This window comes from Salinispora fenicalii, assembly GCF_000514815.1.
GTDB lineage: Bacteria > Actinomycetota > Actinomycetes > Mycobacteriales > Micromonosporaceae > Micromonospora > Micromonospora fenicalii.
Genome location: NZ_AZWQ01000008.1, coordinates 92,288 through 111,877 on the forward strand (window position 1 = coordinate 92,288; position 19,590 = coordinate 111,877).

Consider the following 19,590-nt stretch of genomic DNA (forward strand, 5'->3'; position numbering starts at 1 on the left):
GCACAGGGTGCAGGGCTAACCCGGTCCGGGAAGAACACACGACCCAGAGTGAACACGTCCGGAGCTAAGCGCGGTCGAGGGGCGAACAGTGCAACACGGGGCAGAAAGACGGAAAAGCCCGCCCCGATAACGGGACGGGCTCACACCGCTTCTGTAGCCCCGACCGGATTCGAACCGGCGCTACCGCCTTGAGAGGGCGGCGTCCTGGGCCGCTAGACGACGGGGCCAGAACCTGCTGCTTCCTCACCCAGTGAGTGGTGAAGCCTTTCAGCGGAGGCGGAACCTCCGCTGAAATCCAGCGGCCACGACTCAACCGAGTCGAGACAGCGCTGGGGTACCAGGACTCGAACCTAGACTAACTGAACCAGAATCAGTCGGGCTGCCAATTACCCCATACCCCATCGGCGCCTCGCAGCGCCGGGCACAAACATTACCCTCCTCCCGCCGCAGGGCCAAATCGCCCCCGGCAGAACGCCCTTGAGCTGCGGAAACCTCGTACTGGATCAGCTGGCCGGCAGTACCGGATTAGTCAGCTCACCGACCCCCTCGATCCGCACGGTGACCGTATCCCCATCCACGAGCGGACTAACCCCGGCCGGTGTGCCGGTCAGGATCACATCACCGGGAAGCAACGTCATCACATGTGAGACGTACGACACCAGGGCCGGCACGTCGAAGACCATGTCCCGGGTCCGGCCCAGCTGACGGACCTCCATCTCCTCCGGATCGCGACCCACCTCACACCGAATCTCCAGGTCGGCGACGTCGAGGCCGGTGGTGATCCAGGGACCGATCGGGCAGAACGAGTCGAAGCCCTTGGCCCGGGTCCACTGCCCGTCCGTCCGTTGCAGATCCCGCGCCGTGACATCGTTGGCGCAGGTGTAGCCGAAGACCGCGCGCGCAGCGGCGGCCCGGTCAGCCCGCCGGGCACCGGGCGCCCCGATCACCACGGCCAACTCGGCCTCATGCTCGACCTGCTTCGACAGCGCCGGCAGCCGGATCGCGTCCCGCGGCCCGATCACCGAGGTGGACGGCTTGAGAAAGAGCAACGGCTCCTGCGGCACCTCGGCACCGTGCTCCGCCGCATGCTCGGCGTAGTTGCGGCCGACACAGACAACCTTGCTCGGCAGGATCGGCGAGAGCAGGCGGACATCGGAGAGGGCCCACCGAGCGCCGGAGAAGGTGATCCGTCCGAACGGATGCCCCTCGACCTCAGCGACGGTCAGCCCCTGCGGACCCGCCTCCGGCTCCCCTTCGACGACTCCGAACGACATTCCCTTGGTATGAGCAAAACGAGCAATACGCACCGAGCCAATCTATCCCCGGCCCAGTGCGCGGGCGCAGTCGCAGGTCGGATGCCGCGTGGCGCGCCGCGCAGCCTACGCCACCACCGCCCGGAGGGGGCCGGCTTCGCCACTTCCTACCGCCTGGCGTGACACCGCCCTAACGTCGGCTCCGGAGGTTCGTTCGTATGCCTGCATCGACACGACACCACAGGGCCCTCGCAGTGCTCGTCCACTGCCTCGGCATGCTCGCCGCCGTGCCGGCGCTACCCGGCCCGGCCGCCGCAGCGCCGCCGGCCGCCCGGCAGCCCGCTCCGCCCGTGGCAGCCACGGCGCCGGCCGGCCAGCCGTCCGCTGAGGCTTCCGCGGAGCCGGGCCGACCATCCGCACCGCCGGCGCTGCCGAGCCCGACCCGGGCGGCGGTCCCACCACCGAAGCCGCCGGTCACCGTACAGGTCGCGCCGGAGAACACCGCCGCGCCGAGGTACCGGATCCAGGTCCGCAACGACGGGAACCGGCCGATCGCCACCACCGTCCGGCAGGAGCTGCCACCGGGCACCTCGGCGACCTCGATCACCGACGGTGGCCGACCCAGTCCCAACGGCGGCGCAGCCGGAACGGAGGTCACCTGGGACCTGCGGCTGCCCGCCCGGAGTACCACCACGCTCCGCACCGAGCTCTCCGCGCCACCCGATGCGCCCCTGACCGCGCCCGCCTGCGCGTTCGCCGCCGGCGGCGAACGCCCGTACGACTGCGCGACCGCGACCTGGCAGTCCGCGTCGACACCAGCGGCAGCCGAGCCGGAACCACCGCTGTGGCAGCGGCCAGCTGCCCTCCTCACCGGCCTCGGTGGGCTCGCCGCGCTCGCCGTCGGCGGCTGGTGGACCTGGCAACGGCGGCGGCGCCCAACACAGCTCCCGCCGCCCCACCAGGGGGGCCGAGGGACCGTCTATCCGCGACCGGCGGCACCGACCACGCCAGCGCGCCGCCGCCGGCCCTCGACCTGGCTACTCGTCCCGGTCGCCGCGGTGGTGCTGGCTGGCACCGTGGGCGCAGCGACCTGGACGGCCACCCGGCAGGCCGCTGCCGTCGACACCGACTCCCATCCCACCAGCGGCGCCTGGGTCGGCACCGGAGCCGCCGGGGCGATCGGGGAACCACTCCGCGAGGCGGCGTTCGAGTTCACCGTCTACCGGATCAACTGCCGACCGACCTCGGCGGCACAGACCTGCGCCGCGACCGTCGGGGTCCACAACGGCACTCCGGAACAGCAGAGCTGGCACGGTCCACTGCAGCGGGCGTACCTCGCCGATGGCAACTTCGTCAGCACCGACGAGCCGGCGACCCGCCGGGCGAACCAGGGCCGGGACGTGTTCGCCAAGCCACTGGCCGGCGGGAGCCGAATGGTCCTCCCGCTGGTCTTCACCGTGCCCGGCCAGCAGCCACCGACCCAACTCGAGCTACGCAGTGGGGTGTTCTCCGCCGGAGTTCGGGTGGACGTGCCCTGACCCGCGGGCACGCAGCAGAGCGAGGAACTGGTCATGCCGGTCCCCGAGATCGGTCCGGAGGGAGGGCGCGTCCGACCCTCCAGACCGCGATCGGCACGTCTTCGCCTCGTCCCGACCCTGACCGACTCCTGTCGTCGGCGTGCGGAGCTGTGCCATGGAACCACCGTAGACGCCTCCGATGATCAATTTCGATCTACGACACGGGTGGCTTCATCGGCCCGCAAGGGGTCGCGAGTCAGTCGGCCGCCGCCGCCGACGGCTCCGGCAGGTACGCCTCGTACTTCTTTTTGATCAACGAGTTGTAGACGAAACCCCAGACCCGGGTACCCCGGAAGGTCCAGACCCTGCCCGCCTTGACGTCCACGATGGTGGGCTGGGTCAGGACCGCGAAGCCGGACCGTTTCAGCCGGTACGCCTTCTGGGTCAGCGCCGTCGCGGCGGGATCCGCCGCCTCGGTCACGAGTACCGGCAGCACGATGATGCCCGTCTGCACGCCGAGCCATCGGCCCTTTCGTTCCAGCCCCAGCCCTACCACGTTGTTGACAAAGGACCGCAGATCTCCCTCGACAACCTGATCCATTGTCGTGACGACCGTGAAAAAGTGAATCCTGGTCAGTGCCCGAAACTGAGCCCGGTACCCAATCACCACGGAGTCAGCACCAAGGCGCTCATCGGTCACCGCACACCCGTCGGCCACCAGCCGTCGCCGAACTAATTCCACGTAGTCTGCTGGCGCTACCATTTCGCGCCCCCCTCAATCCTCGCCACCGACCGAGCATAGAAGGTTGACACCCGCAGGACCGATATCCGCCTCGCTTCAGGGAACCCGCAGTTCCTACCTCGCGAGTTCGGCAATGTTCCGGTGGCTCTTCGGGAACAGCGTGCCGACCAGAAGTCGATCGAGGCCCGGCACGCGCATCGCCCGGAACCCCCAGCGCCGAGCCAGAAGCTTGGCCGACGACGTCGGCAGGAACCACTCGGTGACCCGATCTCGGGCCGCCTGCTGCGTGGTGCGGATGATCGGCCTCCAGCGACGCTCGTAATCGGCCAGTCCCTCCTGGACCGATCCGGCGGCCTGCAGCCGTTCGGCCAGCAGGTAGGCGCCGGCGATCCCCAGTGAGGCGCCCTGCCCGGCGATCAGGGACACCGCGTACGCGGCGTCACCGACCAGCGCGACCCGCCCTTCGGTCCAGCGCGCGGCGTCGATCTGGGCGACCTGGTCGTAGTAGACCGCCTCCGGCCCAGGACAGTTGACCACGGCTCGCTCCACCAGGTCACCCATGCCGGTGTAGGTACGACACAGCACCTCGCGTGGGTCCTCGGGTAGGCCGGCGTCATCCCTTCGGTGTAGGGCGAACACCGCGACCCGCCCATCGGCGAGCCCGTAGAGACCCAGTTGCCGGTTGAGGGTCTCGGTGAGCACGAACTGACCCCGAACCTGTGCGAACACCGCGGGGTCCTCGAAGACGTACGCCGCAGTGTGCATGCCGAGGTAGCGGAGGTAGTTGCGCTCGGGGCCGAAGACGAGCGAGCGGACGTGGGAGTGGATGCCGTCGGCCCCCACGATTACGTCCGCCTCAACTGCAGTGCCATCGGAGAGCTCTGCCCGGTCACCGTGGATCCGGTCGATCGTGACGTTATAGCGAATGTCGACCTGGTCGTTGAGCGATTCGCGGAGCATGCGTTCGAGGGCCGGCCGCATGATGCTGGCGAATTCGCCGTCGAGAGCCCGGGCGAAGAACGTGTAGTCGACGCGGACAGTCGTTCGGCCGCGGGAGTCGATGTAGCGGAAGGAATCGACCGGACTGGCGAACCTCCGTAGATTCGGCCGCAGTCCCATCGCCGTCAGCGCCGCGTACCCCGGGCCGAAGAAGTCGATCATGTACCCCTGTTCGCGCGGCCCGGGAGCGTGGTCGACGATCTGAACCTCCCAACCATGGTGGTGCAGGCGGTGGGCGAGGGCCAGTCCGGCGATGCCGGCGCCGCAGATGAGGGCTTTCATCATTGTTCTCCGTCCTCTTCGGTGTTGGGGATTCGACTCTCTTCGGTGCTGGTGACACGGCGCAGTAGCGGGGCGATGTCCTCCGCGGACAGGCCCTGGTCGAGGCCCTTGTGCAGGACGAAGCCGTCGAAGAGCGCCATCACGATGCTCGCGGCGGCTTGCGGTTCGGGGTGTCCGGAGCGGGTGAGCGCTTCGGTCAGCGAGCTACGAAAGTCGGCGACCAGTGCACTCATCCCCTGACGCAGTTCGTGGTCGCGGGTGGCGGCGAGGTAGGTCTCGACGAAGAGCAGCGAAGCCGGGTCAGCACCGTTGTACTGGTCGAGGTCGAACAACATCCGCTCGATGCCGTCGCTCGGGCTCGTGGCCCTGGCGAGGAGCGCGCTGGTGCCGTCGAGCATCCGTTGAACCTCAGCCAGGGCGGCGTGACGCAGCAGCGCCTGCAGCGAGTCGAAGTGGTAGTGCACCAGCCCGGAACGGACGCCGGCCCGCTCGGCCAGCGTCCGGGTACTGACCGCGTTCCAACCGAGCTCGCCGATCAGTTCCCGGGCGGCCGTCAACAGGCGCGCTCGCGCGTTCCGGCCCCGTTCGATGCTGGTCTCACCCACGTTGGCCTCCTTGGGCGATCGCCTTGGACGTTCGACCAAATACTATCCGTGGCGTGCTGGGGCAGCAACCCTCGCCGCCCAGCAACCGGCTGCGTAGCGCAATCCGGGCCCGGTAACGGCAGCGTGCGGCACGGGGCGCACCACGGGTGGACACACCCGGCCCCAGCGGGGACGGTCGTACCCTGGGCAGGTGACATCCGCCCTCCCCGCACTCGACACCGTGCTCGAACCGGCCACCTGGCAGGCCCGTCGCCGGGCACACCAGGAGCGGATCGACGCGTGGCTGGCCCCACACCTGGCCCGCCGCCGCCGGGGCGAGAAGCATCCAGTGCAGGACTTCCTCTTCACCTACTACTCGCACCGGCCGGCCCGGCTCCGCCGCTGGCACCCCGGCGCGGGGGTGGTGCTGCGCGACGCGGACCCGGCCGACTTCGGGCCGGACTACCGCGCCAGCGCCGCCGGCGCCACCCTCAACACCCCGGCGGTACGCGCCCGGCGGGCCGAATCGATCACCTGGATCCGGACCCTGTTGGCGGCCACGGCCGGCCGACCGGCGCAGTTCGGCTGCTTCGGCATGCACGAGTGGGCGATGGTCTACCGGCAGACCCAGGACGAGGTCCGGCACAACGCCTGGCCGCTACGGATGAGCCCGGCGCAGGTCGCCACGGTCGTCGAGGAGCGGGGCGTGCGGTGCAGCCACTTCGACGCGTACCGCTTCTTCACCGCACCGGCCCGGCCGCTGAACCTCCTCCAGCCGACCCGGGACAGCCAGCACGACCTGGAGCAGCCCGGCTGCCTGCACGCCAACATGGATCTCTACAAGTGGGCGTACAAACTCTCCCCGCTGGTTCCGTCCGAGCTGGTGGCGGAGTGCTTCGAGCTGGCGGGGCAGATCCGCGCCCTCGACATGCGCGCCTCGCCGTACGACCTCGCCGCGCTGGGCTACCCCCCGGTTGCGGTCGAGACCCCAGCGGGACGGATCGAGTACGCGGCCGCCCAGCGCGGTTTCGCCGAACGGGCCGCCCAACTGCGCGCCCAACTGCTCGACGCAATAGACAGGATCGATACGTAGCGACGGATGTGATAGCTTCACCGCCGCCGTGCAACGCGGTCCGGTTCTTCACCCGGCACCTCACGCCGCCGGTGACCGGCGCCGCCGAAGCGTCGCCAACCGCTGACGCACCGGGCTGATCCGGTCAGTCGCCGTCGACGCGGCGGTCCCGCTTGCGCTGGGACCGCCGCTTCTTCTCGGCCAGTCGACGTTCCTTGGCGGCGCGGGAGGGCCGGGTCGGGCGACGCCGCTTCGGCGGCGGTGCGATCGCCGCGCGGAGCAGCGCGGCCATGCGTTCCCGGGCGGCCTCCCGGTTGGCGAGTTGGGCGCGGTGCTCGCTGGCGGTCACGGTGAGGACGCCGTTGACGAGTCGCCCGGCGAGGCGGTCGAGGGCCCGGGCGCGCAGCGCCTCTGGGAGCCCCGGTGAGGCGGCCAGGTCGAAGCTCAGCTCCACCCGCGAGTCGGTCGTGTTGACCCCCTGACCACCGGGCCCAGACGACCGGGAGAAGCGTTCCCGCAGCTCGGCCTCGGGCACTACCCACCGATCGTGCACCCGCAGCCCACTGTCCACGCTCCCGAGGCTAGCGCCTGGGCCCCGGAGTGCACCGGGCAGGCGGGTACACCGGGCAGGCGGGTACACCGGGCAGGTGGAGTCGCTGCGGGGCCGGCCCCGCAGACCTCAGCCCCCCTTACCGATGATCGTGTCGGCGGTCTGCTGAACCTGCTCGATGGGGATGGCGAAGCCGATCCCGATCGAGCCGTTCCCGTCGATCGTGGCGATCGCCGTGTTCACCCCGACCACCTCGCCCCGGGCGTTCACCAGCGGCCCTCCGGAGTTCCCCGGGTTGATCGAGGCATCGGTCTGCACCGCCGTGTGCCGGTTGTCACCGAGGCGCACCTGCCGGTCCACGGCGCTCACGATGCCGGCGGTCACCGTGCCGGCGAGGCCAAGGGGCGAGCCCACCGCCAGCACCGGCTCGCCGACCCGGGTCGTCCCCGGCTTGGCCAACGGCAACGCCGCCAGGCCCGCGGACGACGGCACCCGCAACACCGCTAGGTCACTGCGGGGCTCCCGGCCCGCCACCTCGGCGGCGAACCGTCGCCCGTCCGGCAACTCCACCATCACCGAACCACTCCCCCCCTTTGCCAGGATGTGGTCGTTGGTGATGATGTGCTGCTGGTCGTCGACCGCGAAGCCGGAGCCGGTAGCGGAGGCGCCATCGGCGCCGGCGGCCAACACCGAGACCACCCCCGGAACGGTCTGCTCGGCGGCGGTCACCAGCTCCGCCGGGACCGGCGCGGCCGAGGCGGAGGCTGCCCCGGGCGCCCCGTCCTGGCTCGCCACCAGACCACCGGCCGCGGCGCCCGAGACGCTGGAGATGGCCACCAGCGCCAACCCGAGCAGCAGCCGGTGGTGCCAGCGGTGCGCCCCGCCTGCCCGCGCCGATCCGGACTCGTCTGGCCAGGGCCGCCCGTCCGGGCCCAGCTCGGGCGAGATGAACCAGGGGCCACGCGGTTCGCCCAGCCCGCTCTGCACTGCCATACGTACGCTCCTCGTGTCGATCGGCCACCCGCACCCAGCCACCCGGCGGGCTCAGGGCAGGCGGGAGAACCAACGCATTGAGCCGGCCGCCGCGCCCAGCGCGAAGACCAGGCTGAGGCCGATGAACCGGGCTGAGACGTCCTGTCGCTTGGTGCGGTACCCCACTGAGCTGCCGATGTCGTCGTATACGGCGCGCAACTCCTCGACGCTGACCGCCTCGTGGAACTGTCCGCCGGTCTCCCGGGCGACCGCGTCGAGGGTCTGCCCGTCCACCGGCACCTGGATCGGCCGACCGCCCCGGTCCACGTAGCCGGAGGCGGTGCCGAAGGCGATGGTGTGGACGGGGACCTCCATCTCCACCGCGTCGGCCGCCGCCTCCATCGGGTCCATGCCGGAGGTATTGGCCCCGTCGGAGAGCAGCACGATCCGGGCCGGCGGCGGGTCCGTCGCCGCCTCCCCGTCCAGCGCCTTCACCGCTCCGAGCGAGGTGTTGATCGCCTCCCCGATCGCGGTGCCCTGTACCCCGGTCGCCCCCTCGACGAGCCGATCGATCCCCTCGTCCAGCGCCTCCCGGTCGGTGTCCGGCGGCACCAGGACAGCGGCGCTGCCAGCGAAGGCGACCAGGCCCACGTTGAACTCGTCGGGGAGACCGTCCACGAAGCGACGGGCCGACTCTTTGGCGGCGGTAAGCCGGTCCGGCTCCACGTCCCCGGCAAGCATCGAGGTGGAGACATCCACCGCCACCATCACGGTCGCCCGTTCCCGGGGAACCTGCACCTCGGCGGTCGGTCGCGCGAAGCCGACCACCAGCAACGCCAGCATCGCCAGGAAGAGCCCGGCGGGCACGTGCCGGCGCCAGGCCGGTCGCTGTGGTGCCACCCGGTCCAGTAGTCGCAGGTTCGTGAACCGCACCGCGTACTGGCTCCGGCGGCGCTGCAGCAGAACGTAGCCGGCGGCCAGTCCGAGCACGGCGAGCAGCAGCCACAGCCGGGTCGGCGAGAGCCAGATCACCCGCCACCTCCCCTCCCGACCGGGACCGCAACGGTCGCCAGCCGGCGTTGTTGGTGCACGTGCCGCACGATGTCGGCGACCCAGTCCCGGTCAGTCCGCAGCGGCAGGTGCGCCGCACCGCCACGGCGTAGCGCCTGGCGTACCTGATCCCGCTGGGCGGCCGCCGCCGCGGCGTACCGCTGGCGCAGCCGGGGGTCGCCGGTCCAGACCTCACGCCGCCGGCCGCTCTCCGGGTCAACCAGGGTGACCAGGCCGACGTCGGGTAGCTCCCACTCCCGCGGGTCGGTCACCTCCACGGCTAGTACCTGGTGCGCAACGGTGAGCCGCCGCAGGTGCTGTTCCCAGGGGGCGGGCTGCCCGGGCGATTCGGGCAGGCCGTCCAGGAAGTCCGAGATCACCACCACGAGCCCGCGGCGGGTGGCCACCCGGCGTACGCCGTCCAGCGCGGTGGCCAGGTCGGGGGGCGCGAGCGGTGCGGTGTCCCGGTCGTACCCGCCGTGCCGGGGGGCCGCCAGCAGCATTCGGAGCAGCCCGAACAGATGGGTACGGCCGCTGCCGGGGGCGTAGCGGCGGAGCCCGGTCGGGGTGAGCACCGACGCGCCGAGCCGGTTGCCCACGCCGGCGGTGAGGAAGCCCACCGCCGCGACGGCGGCTACCGCGAGTTCCCGCTTGTCCAGCTCGGCCGTGCCGTACTCCATGCTGACGCTGGCATCAACTAGGAGCCAGGTGGTGAGTTCCCGGTCGGCGTCGAGCTGACGCACGTGCGGCACGGTGGTCCGCGCGGTCACCGCCCAGTCCATCCGGCGGACCTCGTCCTCACCGGGCCGGTACTCCCGACTGCCGGCCGGTTCGCTGCCCGGCCCGGGGAGCAGCCCCTGGTATCGGCCGTGCAGCAGACCGTCGAGCCGCCGGGTCACGGCCAGCTCGAGCCGGCGCAGCCGCCGGTCCCCGGCCAGGTCGGCCAGGCCGGGGTCCGGCGACACCGGGCCAGCGGGCCGGCTGCGCCACCTCACGCCGCCGCCAGGTTGGGCGCGGGTTCGGTTACCCCGGCGACCCGAGGCGGCGGTACCGCGTTGACCAGCCGCCGGACGACCGATTCGGCCGACACCCCGTCGGCGACCGCGTCGAAGGAGAGGACCAGCCGGTGGGCGAGCACGTCGACCGCCAACTCGCGGACATCCTCGGGCAGCACGTACTCCCGGCCGCGCAGCAGGGCTTGGGCTCGGGCGGCGGCGACCAGGCCAAGGGTGGCGCGTGGGCTCGCCCCGTAGGCGAGCAGCGGGGCAACGTCGGGCAGGCCGAACCGGCCCGGGTCACGGGTGGCCAGGATCAGCCGGACCACGTACTCGGCGAGCGCGTGGTGCACGAAGACCCGGCTCGCCCGGGCCTGGAGGTTGAGCAGCCGTTGCGGGTCGAGGACCTGCTCGGGCTTCGGCCGGTCGCTGCTCATCCGGTAGAGGATCGCGAGTTCGTCGGCGTCGCTCGGGTAGTCCACCACCACCTTCATCAGGAACCGGTCCCGCTGCGCCTCCGGCAGCTGGTAGACCCCCTCGGACTCGATCGGGTTCTGGGTGGCCAACACCAGGAACGGCGCCGGAACCTGCCAGCTCCGCCCGCCGATTGAGACCTGGCGTTCGGCCATCGCCTCCAGCAGCGCGGACTGCACCTTCGCGGGAGCGCGATTGATCTCGTCGGCGAGGACCAGGTTGGCCATGACCGGACCGAGCTCGACATCGAACGTCTCCCGGGACGCCCGATAGACGCGGGTGCCGACGATGTCGGACGGAACCAGGTCGGGAGTGAACTGAATGCGGGAGAAGCTGCCGCCGACGACGGTGGCGAGGGTCTGCGCGGCGAGGGTCTTCGCGACGCCGGGTACTCCTTCCAGGAGGCAGTGTCCGTCGGCGATCAGCGCGGTGAGCAGGCGTTCCACGAGTCGGTCCTGCCCAACGATCACGCGCCGGACCTCGGCGAGAGTCTGTCGTAACTCGGTGCTGGCTGCGTCGGGATCGACCGGGCTGGGCTCGGGGGCCAAGGTGTCCGAGATGTCCGTCACGGTGCTTGCTTCCCGCGCCGACCGCCAGCAAACGTCGGACTTACCGCACTGAGTATGGCCCTACCGGTTATTCCCCTCGATACTGGACAAACAACCTATTGAACGCTGAAGGCCTCCGGCGGCGTCGGCGAAGGATGAGCAGGCCGGCGTGCCCTAGTCTGCGGTCGTGGCGAAAGCAGGTAACCCCCGTCGGCGACCGGCGACCAGAACCGTGGCCGGTTGGCTGGCCGTCGCCCCGGGTGCCGCCTGGGCGGCCGTACGCCTGCTCGGCCTCGACCGCGGTCCCCTCGTCCAGCTGCTGGCCTTCACCCCGTACGCCGCCGCGGCCAGCCTGCTCCCCCTGATCCTGCTCCTCGCGTTGCGACGCTGGCGACCAGCGGCGGTGGCGGCGGTGACAACCGTGGCCCTGGTCGCCGTGGTGGCACCGCGGACGTTCGAGTCCACCCCGCCGGCCGCCACCGGCCCACCGGTACGGCTGCTGACAGCCAACCTGCTGGCCGGCTCCGCCGACGCCGAGGCGCTGGTTGACCTCGTTCGCCGGCACTCGGTGGAGGTGTTGGCCGTACAGGAGTTCACCCCGGCGATCGCGGCCGAGTTGGATCGATTGGGGCTCGACCAACTCCTGCCGTACCGGGAACTACACCCTGTCGAGGGGACCCCCGGCTCCGGCCTGTACGCCCGCTACCCGATCAGCGCGGGCGGCGTGCGGCACAACAGCAACGGCTGGGGCTTCCTCCAGGCGTACGGAACCGTCACCGTCCCGGCGGCGCCGCCGGTCCAGGTCGAGTCGGTCCACCCCGCCGCCCCGTACGCGCTCGACCAGGTCGGAAACTGGCGCCGGGACCTCGCCGCCCAGCCCCCCGCCACCCCGGACGGGCAGCTCCGCATCCTCGCCGGCGACTTCAACGCCACCCTCGACCACGCCCCACTGCGCGCCCTGCTGGACACCGGGTACGTGGACGCGGCCGACGCTGCCGGGACCGGGCTCACCGGCACGTGGGGGCCGTACGACGGTGGTCTGATTCCGCCGGTGACCATCGACCACGTGCTGGTGGACCGGCGGATCGCGGTCCAGGCCACCGCGGTGTACGCGATCCCGGGCAGCGACCACCGCGCGGTCTTCACCGACCTGCGCCTCCCGCCGGCTGGGTGAACCCGGACCGTCCGCCCCGAGCCTGGTCCAGCCCGTAGGTCAGGGCGTCAACCAGCGCGTCCCAACTCGCCTCCACCACGTTGGGGTGCACGCCTACCGTGGTCCAGTCCCGACCGTTGCGGTCCGACGTCTCCACCAGCACCCGGGTCACCGCCCCGGTGCCGTGGCTACCCGCCAGAATTCCCACCTTGTAGTCGGCCAACTCGAAGTCGCGCAGCTCGGGGTAGTGCCGGACCAGACCGGCGCGCAGCGCCTCGTCGAGCGCGTTGACCGGGCCGTTCCCCTCCGCGGTGGCGATCACCCGCTCGCCGCGTACCCGGATCTTGACGGTCGCCTCGGAGACCACCGTGCCGTCTTCGCGGTGCTCAACCAGAATCCGGTAGGACTCCAGCGTGAACGGTCGGGGCGGCGCCGCGTCCGGCAGCTCCGAGCGGACCAGCAGCTCGAACGAGGCGTCGGCCGCCTCGAACGACCAGCCCTCGGCCTCCAGCTCCTTGACCCGCTTGGTGACCCGGTTCAGCGTCTCCGGGTGGTCGGCCAGGTCGAGGCCCAGCTCCCGGCTCTTGAGTTCGATGCTGGCCCGGCCGGCCATCTCGGTGACGAGGATGCGCATCCGGTTCCCCACCAGCTGCGGGTCGATGTGGTTGTAGAACAACGGATCCACCTTGATCGCACTCGCGTGCAGCCCCGCCTTGTGGGCGAAGGCCGCGGCCCCGACATACGCCTGGTGGTCGTCGGGGGCGATGGTGGCGAGCTCGGCGATGCCGCGGGACACCCGCACCATCTGTTCCAGGCAGCCCTCGGGCAGGACTGGCAGCCCGAGCTTGAGTTGCAGGTTCGCCACCACGGCGAAGAGGTCGGCGTTGCCGGGCCGCTCGCCGTACCCGTTCGCGGTGCCCTGCACGTGCCGCACGCCCGCCTCCACCGCGGCGATGGTGTTGGCGACCGCGCAGGCGGTGTCGTCCTGGGTGTGGATGCCGAGTCGCTCGGGCGCCACCTCGAGCCGGGCGGTGAGGTCGGCGATCACAGCGGTGACCTGGGAGGGGAGCATGCCACCGTTGGTGTCACAGAGCACGAACCGCTCGGCACCCGCGGCGAGTGCGGTCTCGGCCACCGACGAGGTGTACCCAGGGTCATCGCGATAGCCGTCGAAGAAGTGTTCCCCGTCAACGAAGACCCGCCGCCCCTGCGCCACCAGGTATGTCACGGTGTCGTGGACCATCGCCAGGTTCTCGTCGGCGGAGGTGCGCAGCGCTCCCCGCACGTGCCGCAGGTCGGCCTTGGCGACCAGCGTGATGGCGGGGGTCTCGGCGGCGAGCAGGCTGCGCACCTGCGGGTCGTCGTCGACCTGTCGACCGGCGTGCCGGGTGGCGCCGAAGGCCACCAGCACCGCGTGGCGCAGGTCGAGTTCGGTACGGGCCCGGTGGAAGAACTCGGTGTCCTTCGGTACCGCGCCCGGCCATCCTCCCTCGATGAAGCCCACCCCGAACTCGTCGAGGAGCCGGGCCACCGCGAGCTTGTCGGCCACCGTATAGCTGAGCCCCTCGCGCTGGGCGCCATCGCGCAACGTCGTGTCGTAGACCTGGAAGGTCATCAGGATCCTCTCTGCGGCAACAAAAAGACCCCCCACGAACGTGGGAGGTCTGCGCGCTCGGCGGCTGGGAGGCCGGCGCGCTAACGGCGAATAATCATGACGGTGTGGTGCACGGAGTTCACTCTGCCAGCCATGCGCCCGGTGGGGCGACCAAATCCGCATTCCGGGACGGCTTTCGGAGGTCGTCGGCGTCGACCACCCCGAACTGCGGTGTACCTGGCTCGACACCGGGTACCACCCCGCGGTGGCCGGACGCCGGCCCGGACCGCCCCGGTGGAAGGAGGCGCCATGGCACGGCGCGACCCACATCCGGCCCGCCCGACCCCGAACCCACTCGGCACCGGCGGTCCGAGCAGCAACCCCGACGGCCCGCCCGGCAACGCCTTCGACCCGTGGCGATACCGCGCCGACACCACCGCGACCGACATCGACCTGGCGGGCTATCAGGTCGAGGCGAGTGACGGTGGAATCGGGAAGGTGGACCAGGCCAGCCACGCGGTCAACTCCAGCTACCTCGTGGTGGACACCGGCCCGTGGTTCTTCGGTCGCCGGGTCATGCTCCCCGCCGGCACCGTCAACCACGTTGACCACAGCACCCGGAAGGTCCACGTCGACCGGAGCAAGGCCCAGATCAAGGCCGCACCGGAGTACGACGAGACCGCGGACACCGATCCGGCATACCGGGACCGGCTCGGCGGCTACTACGGCGACACGTACTCAGCTATCCCACCGGGCACCGCGCGGGAACGATGATCGGCAGGACCACAAGCGCCGGGTCTGCCGCTACCGTGTCAGAGTGGACTCGATTGAAGTAGCGCAATTCGACACACTGTTCAACTTCCGCGACGTTGGCGGGCCCGCCGGCCACGACGGGCGCACCGTCCGAAGTGGCCGGCTCTTTCGCTCAGACACCCCGCACCGCCTGGCTGGTGCCGACCGGACGGCGTTCGCCACGTTCGGCGTCCGCACCGTGCTCGACCTGCGCCGGCCGTACGAAGTGGAGCGGGATGGCCGGATCCCGGACTTCGCGGGGCTGACCTGGCAGCACATCCACCCGGAGCATGCCGAATGGGACAAAACGCCATACCAACCCGGCGCCGACCTCGCCCGCTACCTCGCCGACCGGTACGCCGACCTGGCCTCGACCGGCACCGCCGGCCTGGCCGCCGCGATCGGGCTGATCGCGGACGAGACCAACGCCCCACTCCTGGTGCACTGCGTCGCCGGCAAGGATCGAACCGGCATCGTCTGCGGTCTCACCCTGGCCGTGCTGGGCGTCTCCGACGCTGACATCGCCACGGACTACGCGTTGAGCACCGCAGCGGGCGAGCGCTTCCGGGCCTGGTTCGCGACGACGGGCCGGGCGATACACCCGGCGCTGCCGCCGCTGAGCTGCCCCGAGGAGGCGATGCTGCTCTTCCTCACCGAACTACGCGACCGCTACGGCACGATCGAGGGCTACCTTCGCCACGCGGGCGTCACCGACGCCCAGGTGGCCGCGCTCCGCGACCACCTGCTGGAGTAGCCGCAACCCTTAGAGCACGTGGTGAACCCAGTTCTGCGGATCCGCGGCCTTGCCCCGCTGGATGTCGACGAGTTGCTGACGCAGGGCCATGGTGACCGGGCCGGGTTCACCCCCACCGATCTGGAACTCACCGTCGACAGAGCGGACCGCGCCGACCGGAGTGATCACCGCGGCGGTGCCGCAGGCGAAGACCTCGCGCAGTCGACCACTCGCCGCGTCGGCCTGCCAGTCGGCGAACGTGATCGGCTGCTCCGCCACCTGGTGGCCGGCGGCGGCAGCGAGCGTGAGCACCGACTCCCGGGTGATGCCGGGCAGGATGGTCCCGGTCAACGGCGGGGTAGCCAGGGTGCCGTCGTCGTAGACGAAGAAGAGGTTCATGCCGCCCAGTTCCTCAACGAAGCGGCGCTCCACGGCGTCCAGGAAGATGACCTGGTCGCAGCCGTGCTCGATCGCCTCTGCCTGGGCGACCAGCGAGCTGGCGTAGTTGCCGCCGCACTTGGCCGCACCGGTGCCCCCGGGCGCGGCCCGGGTGTAGTCCGGCGAGACCCAGACCGTCACCGGCTTCACCCCACCGGGGAAGTACGCACCGACCGGGGAGGCGATCACCGCGTAGAGGTATTCGTTGGCGGGACGCACACCGAGGAAGACCTCGCTGGCGAACATGAACGGCCGCAGATAGAGGCTGCCGTCCTCCTCTTCGGGAATCCAGTCCCGGTCCGTCTCGATCAGCCGGTGCAGCGAGTCGACGAAGGTCTGCTCGGGCAGGGTGGGCATCGCTATCCGCCGGGCGGACGCGTTGAACCGGGCGGCGTTGGCGTACGGCCGGAACATCGTCACACCACCGCTGGCGGTGCGGTACGCCTTCATGCCCTCGAAGATCTCCTGGGCGTAGTGCAGGACCGCGGCGGCCGGGTCCATCGGGATCGGCGCCCGCGCCTCGACCCGGGCGTCGTACCAGCCCTTCCCGGCGACGTAACGGATAGTGACCATGTGGTCGGTGAAGACCCGCCCGAAGCCCGGGTTGGCCAGCAGCGCAGCCCGGTCCGCAACGGATACCGGTGCCGAATTCGGACGGATCTCGAACTCGAGCTTGTCACCACCGCTCATCGCGCTGACCTCCCTGGAATGGATGATGACGGCATGCGACCCCGCGTGCCGAGCTGGTGCGAGCAACTTACCCCGAACGGTCGTTCAGCGGGTAGCGGCATCCGGGGGACGCCCGCTCCGGCCACACGCGTGGCTCGTCCCGGCTACCCGCCCGGTACGGACAGAGTCGTCGACCGCCTACCCAACGTGACTGAAGCGGTTTCGAACCGACGTGGGCCCGTGCTCCCTGAGCGAGCCGCTACCGGTTCGGGCGGACCGCGGAGGTGGCTACCGGTTCAGCCGGCCGCGTGCCCGGCCAGCCGGTCGCCGACCTCCTCGGTTCGGATCGGCGTGCCCGGCACCCGACCGGCCAGCTCCGCCGCCACGGCGGCCGTGATCCGGGCTGCCGGCTCGGCGTGACCGAGTTGGTCAAGCAGGAGCGCGGCGGAGAGTACCGCCGCCACCGGGTCGGCCAGACCGCGACCGGCGATGTCCGGCGCGGAGCCGTGTACCGGCTCGAACATCGACGGGTACGCGCGCTCCGGATTGATACTGCCGCTGGCCGCGAGCCCAATTCCGCCGGTGACGGCGGCGGCGATGTCGGTGAGGATGTCACCGAAGAGGTTGTCGGTGACCAGCACGTCGTACCGCTGGGGCTGGGTCACCAGGAACATCGCGGCGGCGTCAACATGCTGGTATTCGGTGGTCACGTCCGGGTACTCGGCGGCGACGTCAGCGAAGGCACGAGCCCAGAGCGAGCCGGCGTGGGTGAGCACGTTGGTCTTGTGCACGAGGGTGACCTTGCGCCGCTCCCGCCGTTCCGCCCGGTGGAACGCGTCTCGGATCACCCGCTCAACCCCGTGTCGGGTGTTCAGGCTCTCCTCGGTGGCGATTTCGGCCGCGGTACCGCGATGCAGTGCACCGCCCGCGCCGGCATACAACCCTTCGGTGCCTTCGCGGACCACCACCAGGTCAACCTCGCCGGGCTTGACGCCGCCGAGGGGACCGCTCGTGCCGGCCCAGAGCCGGGCGGGGCGCAGGTTGACGTACTGGTCGAAGGCGAACCGCAGCCGCAGCAGCAGACCCCGCTCCAGCACGCCGGGTGGGACGCTCGGGTCACCGACCGCACCCAGCAGAATGGCGTCATGCCCGGCCAGTTCCGCGAGGACCGAGTCGGGCAGCACCTCGCCGGTGCGGTGGTAGCGCGCGGCACCGAGGTCATACTCGGTGGCCTGCACCTTCGGCACCACCGCATCGATGACCTTGCGGGCCTGCGCGACCACCTCGGGGCCGATTCCGTCCCCAGCGACCACCGCGATCCGTGCCACGTCGACTCCTTTGCCTCACTCGCTCGCCTCCGACCGTACGCCCTGGTCCCGAGCATCGGTACGACACTTCCACCATTCGGGAATACAGATGTACAGCAGGCTTCCAGGTGACATTCATTCAGTGGTGATCTCCGCTGCCTATCCTGATCAGCAGCGGGGTCACAGGCCAGGGCCCACACCAACGCCGCGACGCAGGGCGTCGGCCGGGAGGCGGGATGAGAATGAGGACCGACGAACAGCAACGCAGCCGCTGGAACGGCTCGTCGCTACTCCGACCACAGCCGCGTCCGGACCTCCGCCTCGGTGGCCATCAGCGGCGGGTCGGCGGAGCAGGCCCGGCAACCGGGGAACGAATCGCCGTCGCGCACACCGTCCGCACCACCATCGCCGAATACACGTTGCTGTTCAACGCACCGGAATGGCTTGGCCACCGGGGCCTCGGCGCGGCGCTCCGGGACGCTGTCGCGGAGCTACGCGCGATCGACCTGACCTACGGGCCGAACCGACCAGAGAGCCTGGTATCCCGGTTACGGCGGGGGGAGGTCAGCCCCGAGTCATACCCGCCGCTGACCGACCTGGTGGACCGCTGCACGGCGATGCGGGCCGCGACCGACGGCTGGTTCGACGCCTGGGCGGTGCCCGGCGGCTTCGACCCAGGAGGGCTGCTGGGTGGGTGGGCGGTAGAACGGGCCGCAGCCCGGTTACGGGCCGCGGGCGTCCACGACTACGCCGTGCTCACCGGCGCCGACCTCGTCGTACGTGGGCACGCCGCACACGGAGGACCGTGGCGGGTCGCCGTACACCACCCCACCAACCGACGCCAGGCACCGCTGGTGCTGGAGATGACCGCCGGGGGGATCGGCACCTCCGGAGTGACCGGACGACGGGGGCACGTGGTGGACCCGCACACCGGGGAACCCGCCGACCAGTTCATCGCCGCCACCGTCGTCGGGCCGGACCTCGCCGTCGCCGACGCCTACGCCACCGCGCTCTACGCCGCCGGTCCGGCCGGGCTGAGCTGGTTCCACAGTGGAACGGACTATCGAGTCCTGCACGCCCACCGCCGCTGATGGCGGCCCATGGCGGCACCCATGCCCGCCCCGCCGGGGGTCACGATCGGCCCCCACGGTTTCGGCAACTACCGTGAGGGCCGGTCAGCGACGATTGCGCGTGGCTCGCNCACCCGAGGGGTGCGGACCAGCCAGGGCCGGACGCCAACCTCGTCACCCGAAGACGGGCCCGCATCACGGACTCAGCCAGTAACCGCATCGGTACGCTAGCGAATTGACACAACTCCACGCAAGAGGATCCACTGCAGACCCTCCTGTCAGGAGTATGGGCTGGTTGGGGGGTAGGGCGACTTCGACATGGCGAACGGCAAATGGCACGCTGTCCGCCGTGAGTTTCGATCTAAGCGTGTGGGCCCTGGCACCCGGGGCAACGGCCGAGGACGTACGAACAGCCGTGCGGCGGTGCCGAGCAGGCCAGCACACCGATCGCCAGCCCGACCAGCGGGTGGTCGGATTCTATCGGGCGATCACCGCCGCATACCCAGAGCAGCCGGGCGGGGCGGACACCCCCTGGGCGACGACGCCGCTACACACCGCTGGCGACCACGTCGAGCTGAAGCTGCATCCGACCTGCGCGGACCAGGTGCTGCTGGACATCGAACGGCTGGCCGGCGAACACCGGCTGATGCTCTTCGACGTCCAGGACGGCTCGGTCTATCCACCGTCCCACCACACCGACGGCTGACCGCCCCCGCAACCAGACCAACGCGCAGCCCGTGCCCGGGACCGCCTACGGCCACGGAGGGCCCACCGGCGGGCCCTCCGTGGCCGGCGA

At 70.8% G+C, this 19,590-nt stretch carries 19 protein-coding genes and 2 tRNA genes; 7 read left to right on the forward strand and 14 right to left on the reverse strand.

Annotated elements, in window-relative coordinates; all coding sequences use genetic code 11:
* Positions 1-154: 154 nt before the first annotated feature.
* From B116_RS0100440 to B116_RS0100450, 3 genes are all read right to left on the reverse strand, one after another.
* Positions 155-227: transfer RNA gene (locus B116_RS0100440), tRNA-Glu, on the reverse strand.
* Positions 228-329: 102 nt separating this feature from the next.
* Positions 330-401: transfer RNA gene (locus B116_RS0100445), tRNA-Gln, on the reverse strand.
* Positions 402-503: 102 nt separating this feature from the next.
* Positions 504-1,307 (reverse strand): fumarylacetoacetate hydrolase family protein, encoded by an 804-nt coding sequence (locus tag B116_RS0100450; protein ID WP_082312636.1) that lies wholly within the window; start codon positions 1,305-1,307, stop codon positions 504-506.
* Positions 1,308-1,471: 164 nt separating this feature from the next.
* Between B116_RS0100450 and B116_RS0100455 the strand changes: the two genes are divergently transcribed.
* Entirely contained in the window at positions 1,472-2,791 is a 1,320-nt protein-coding gene (locus B116_RS0100455) for a hypothetical protein (RefSeq protein WP_027658873.1), read from the forward strand.
* Between the two features lie 235 nt (positions 2,792-3,026).
* On the opposite strand, the gene B116_RS0100465 is transcribed toward B116_RS0100455, so the two are convergent.
* The 3 genes from B116_RS0100465 to B116_RS0100475 form a co-directional block, all read right to left on the reverse strand.
* A complete protein-coding gene (locus B116_RS0100465) occupies positions 3,027-3,533 on the reverse strand; it encodes a hypothetical protein (RefSeq protein WP_027658874.1) in 507 nt (168 codons plus the stop codon).
* 93 nt (positions 3,534-3,626) lie between these two features.
* A complete protein-coding gene (locus B116_RS0100470) occupies positions 3,627-4,793 on the reverse strand; it encodes an FAD-dependent monooxygenase (protein ID WP_027658875.1) in 1,167 nt (388 codons plus the stop codon).
* Complete coding sequence (locus tag B116_RS0100475) at positions 4,793-5,398, reverse strand: TetR/AcrR family transcriptional regulator (protein WP_027658876.1); 606 nt, start codon at positions 5,396-5,398, stop codon at positions 4,793-4,795. Before B116_RS0100475 ends, B116_RS0100470 begins: the two co-directional genes overlap by 1 nt.
* A 190-nt stretch (positions 5,399-5,588) precedes the next feature.
* Between B116_RS0100475 and B116_RS0100480 the strand changes: the two genes are divergently transcribed.
* Positions 5,589-6,470, forward strand: a complete 882-nt coding sequence (locus B116_RS0100480) for a hypothetical protein (RefSeq protein ID WP_027658877.1) — start codon at positions 5,589-5,591, stop codon at positions 6,468-6,470.
* A 124-nt stretch (positions 6,471-6,594) separates the two neighbouring features.
* Here the strand turns inward: B116_RS0100480 and arfB are convergent, their stop codons facing one another.
* The 5 genes from arfB to B116_RS0100505 all read right to left on the reverse strand — a co-directional run bounded on the left by arfB (position 6,595) and on the right by B116_RS0100505 (position 11,059).
* A complete protein-coding gene (gene arfB / locus B116_RS0100485; protein ID WP_018722187.1) occupies positions 6,595-7,020 on the reverse strand; it encodes an alternative ribosome rescue aminoacyl-tRNA hydrolase ArfB in 426 nt (141 codons plus the stop codon).
* A gap of 108 nt (positions 7,021-7,128) precedes the next feature.
* Positions 7,129-7,992, reverse strand: a complete 864-nt coding sequence (locus tag B116_RS0100490) for a S1C family serine protease (protein WP_018722188.1) — start codon at positions 7,990-7,992, stop codon at positions 7,129-7,131.
* A gap of 51 nt (positions 7,993-8,043) precedes the next feature.
* Positions 8,044-9,003: a VWA domain-containing protein gene (locus B116_RS0100495; protein WP_018722189.1), complete on the reverse strand. Its 960-nt coding sequence runs from the start codon at positions 9,001-9,003 to the stop codon at positions 8,044-8,046.
* Positions 9,000-9,986 (reverse strand): DUF58 domain-containing protein, encoded by a 987-nt coding sequence (locus B116_RS0100500; protein WP_027658878.1) that lies wholly within the window; start codon positions 9,984-9,986, stop codon positions 9,000-9,002. The genes B116_RS0100495 and B116_RS0100500 overlap by 4 nt, the downstream gene beginning before the upstream one ends.
* 26 nt (positions 9,987-10,012) lie before the next feature.
* Complete coding sequence (locus B116_RS0100505) at positions 10,013-11,059, reverse strand: AAA family ATPase (RefSeq protein ID WP_027658879.1); 1,047 nt, start codon at positions 11,057-11,059, stop codon at positions 10,013-10,015.
* Between the two features lie 211 nt (positions 11,060-11,270).
* On the opposite strand from B116_RS0100505, the gene B116_RS0100510 reads away from it, so the two are divergent.
* Positions 11,271-12,212 carry an endonuclease/exonuclease/phosphatase family protein gene (locus tag B116_RS0100510; protein WP_027658880.1) on the forward strand — a complete coding sequence of 314 codons (942 nt, stop codon included), beginning with the start codon at positions 11,271-11,273 and terminating at the stop codon, positions 12,210-12,212.
* On the opposite strand, the gene cimA is transcribed toward B116_RS0100510, so the two are convergent.
* Positions 12,181-13,806 carry a citramalate synthase gene (gene cimA, locus B116_RS0100515; RefSeq protein ID WP_027658881.1) on the reverse strand — a complete coding sequence of 542 codons (1,626 nt, stop codon included), beginning with the start codon at positions 13,804-13,806 and terminating at the stop codon, positions 12,181-12,183. The two genes, B116_RS0100510 and cimA, sit on opposite strands and share 32 nt — an antisense overlap.
* Positions 13,807-14,094: 288 nt before the next feature.
* Here cimA and B116_RS0100520 point away from each other — a divergent pair, with 288 nt between their 5' ends.
* Positions 14,095-14,559, forward strand: a complete 465-nt coding sequence (locus B116_RS0100520; protein ID WP_027658882.1) for a hypothetical protein — start codon at positions 14,095-14,097, stop codon at positions 14,557-14,559.
* A gap of 43 nt (positions 14,560-14,602) precedes the next feature.
* On the forward strand, positions 14,603-15,331 hold the full coding sequence (locus tag B116_RS0100525; RefSeq protein ID WP_027658883.1) for a tyrosine-protein phosphatase: 729 nt from the start codon (positions 14,603-14,605) through the stop codon (positions 15,329-15,331).
* A 9-nt stretch (positions 15,332-15,340) separates the two neighbouring features.
* On the opposite strand, the gene B116_RS0100530 is transcribed toward B116_RS0100525, so the two are convergent.
* On the reverse strand, positions 15,341-16,438 hold the full coding sequence (locus B116_RS0100530; RefSeq protein ID WP_027658884.1) for a branched-chain amino acid aminotransferase: 1,098 nt from the start codon (positions 16,436-16,438) through the stop codon (positions 15,341-15,343).
* A 275-nt stretch (positions 16,439-16,713) separates the two neighbouring features.
* The gene (locus tag B116_RS0100535) at positions 16,714-17,745 is read right to left on the reverse strand and encodes a 3-isopropylmalate dehydrogenase (RefSeq protein ID WP_018722197.1); all 1,032 of its coding nucleotides are present in this window, start codon (positions 17,743-17,745) and stop codon (positions 16,714-16,716) included.
* Between the two features lie 215 nt (positions 17,746-17,960).
* On the opposite strand from B116_RS0100535, the gene B116_RS0100540 reads away from it, so the two are divergent.
* Together B116_RS0100540 and B116_RS0100545 are read left to right on the forward strand one after the other, a co-directional pair.
* Complete coding sequence (locus tag B116_RS0100540; protein WP_027658885.1) at positions 17,961-18,815, forward strand: FAD:protein FMN transferase; 855 nt, start codon at positions 17,961-17,963, stop codon at positions 18,813-18,815.
* A gap of 328 nt (positions 18,816-19,143) precedes the next feature.
* Positions 19,144-19,500: a hypothetical protein gene (locus B116_RS0100545; RefSeq protein ID WP_188115975.1), complete on the forward strand. Its 357-nt coding sequence runs from the start codon at positions 19,144-19,146 to the stop codon at positions 19,498-19,500.
* Positions 19,501-19,590 lie beyond the last annotated feature (90 nt).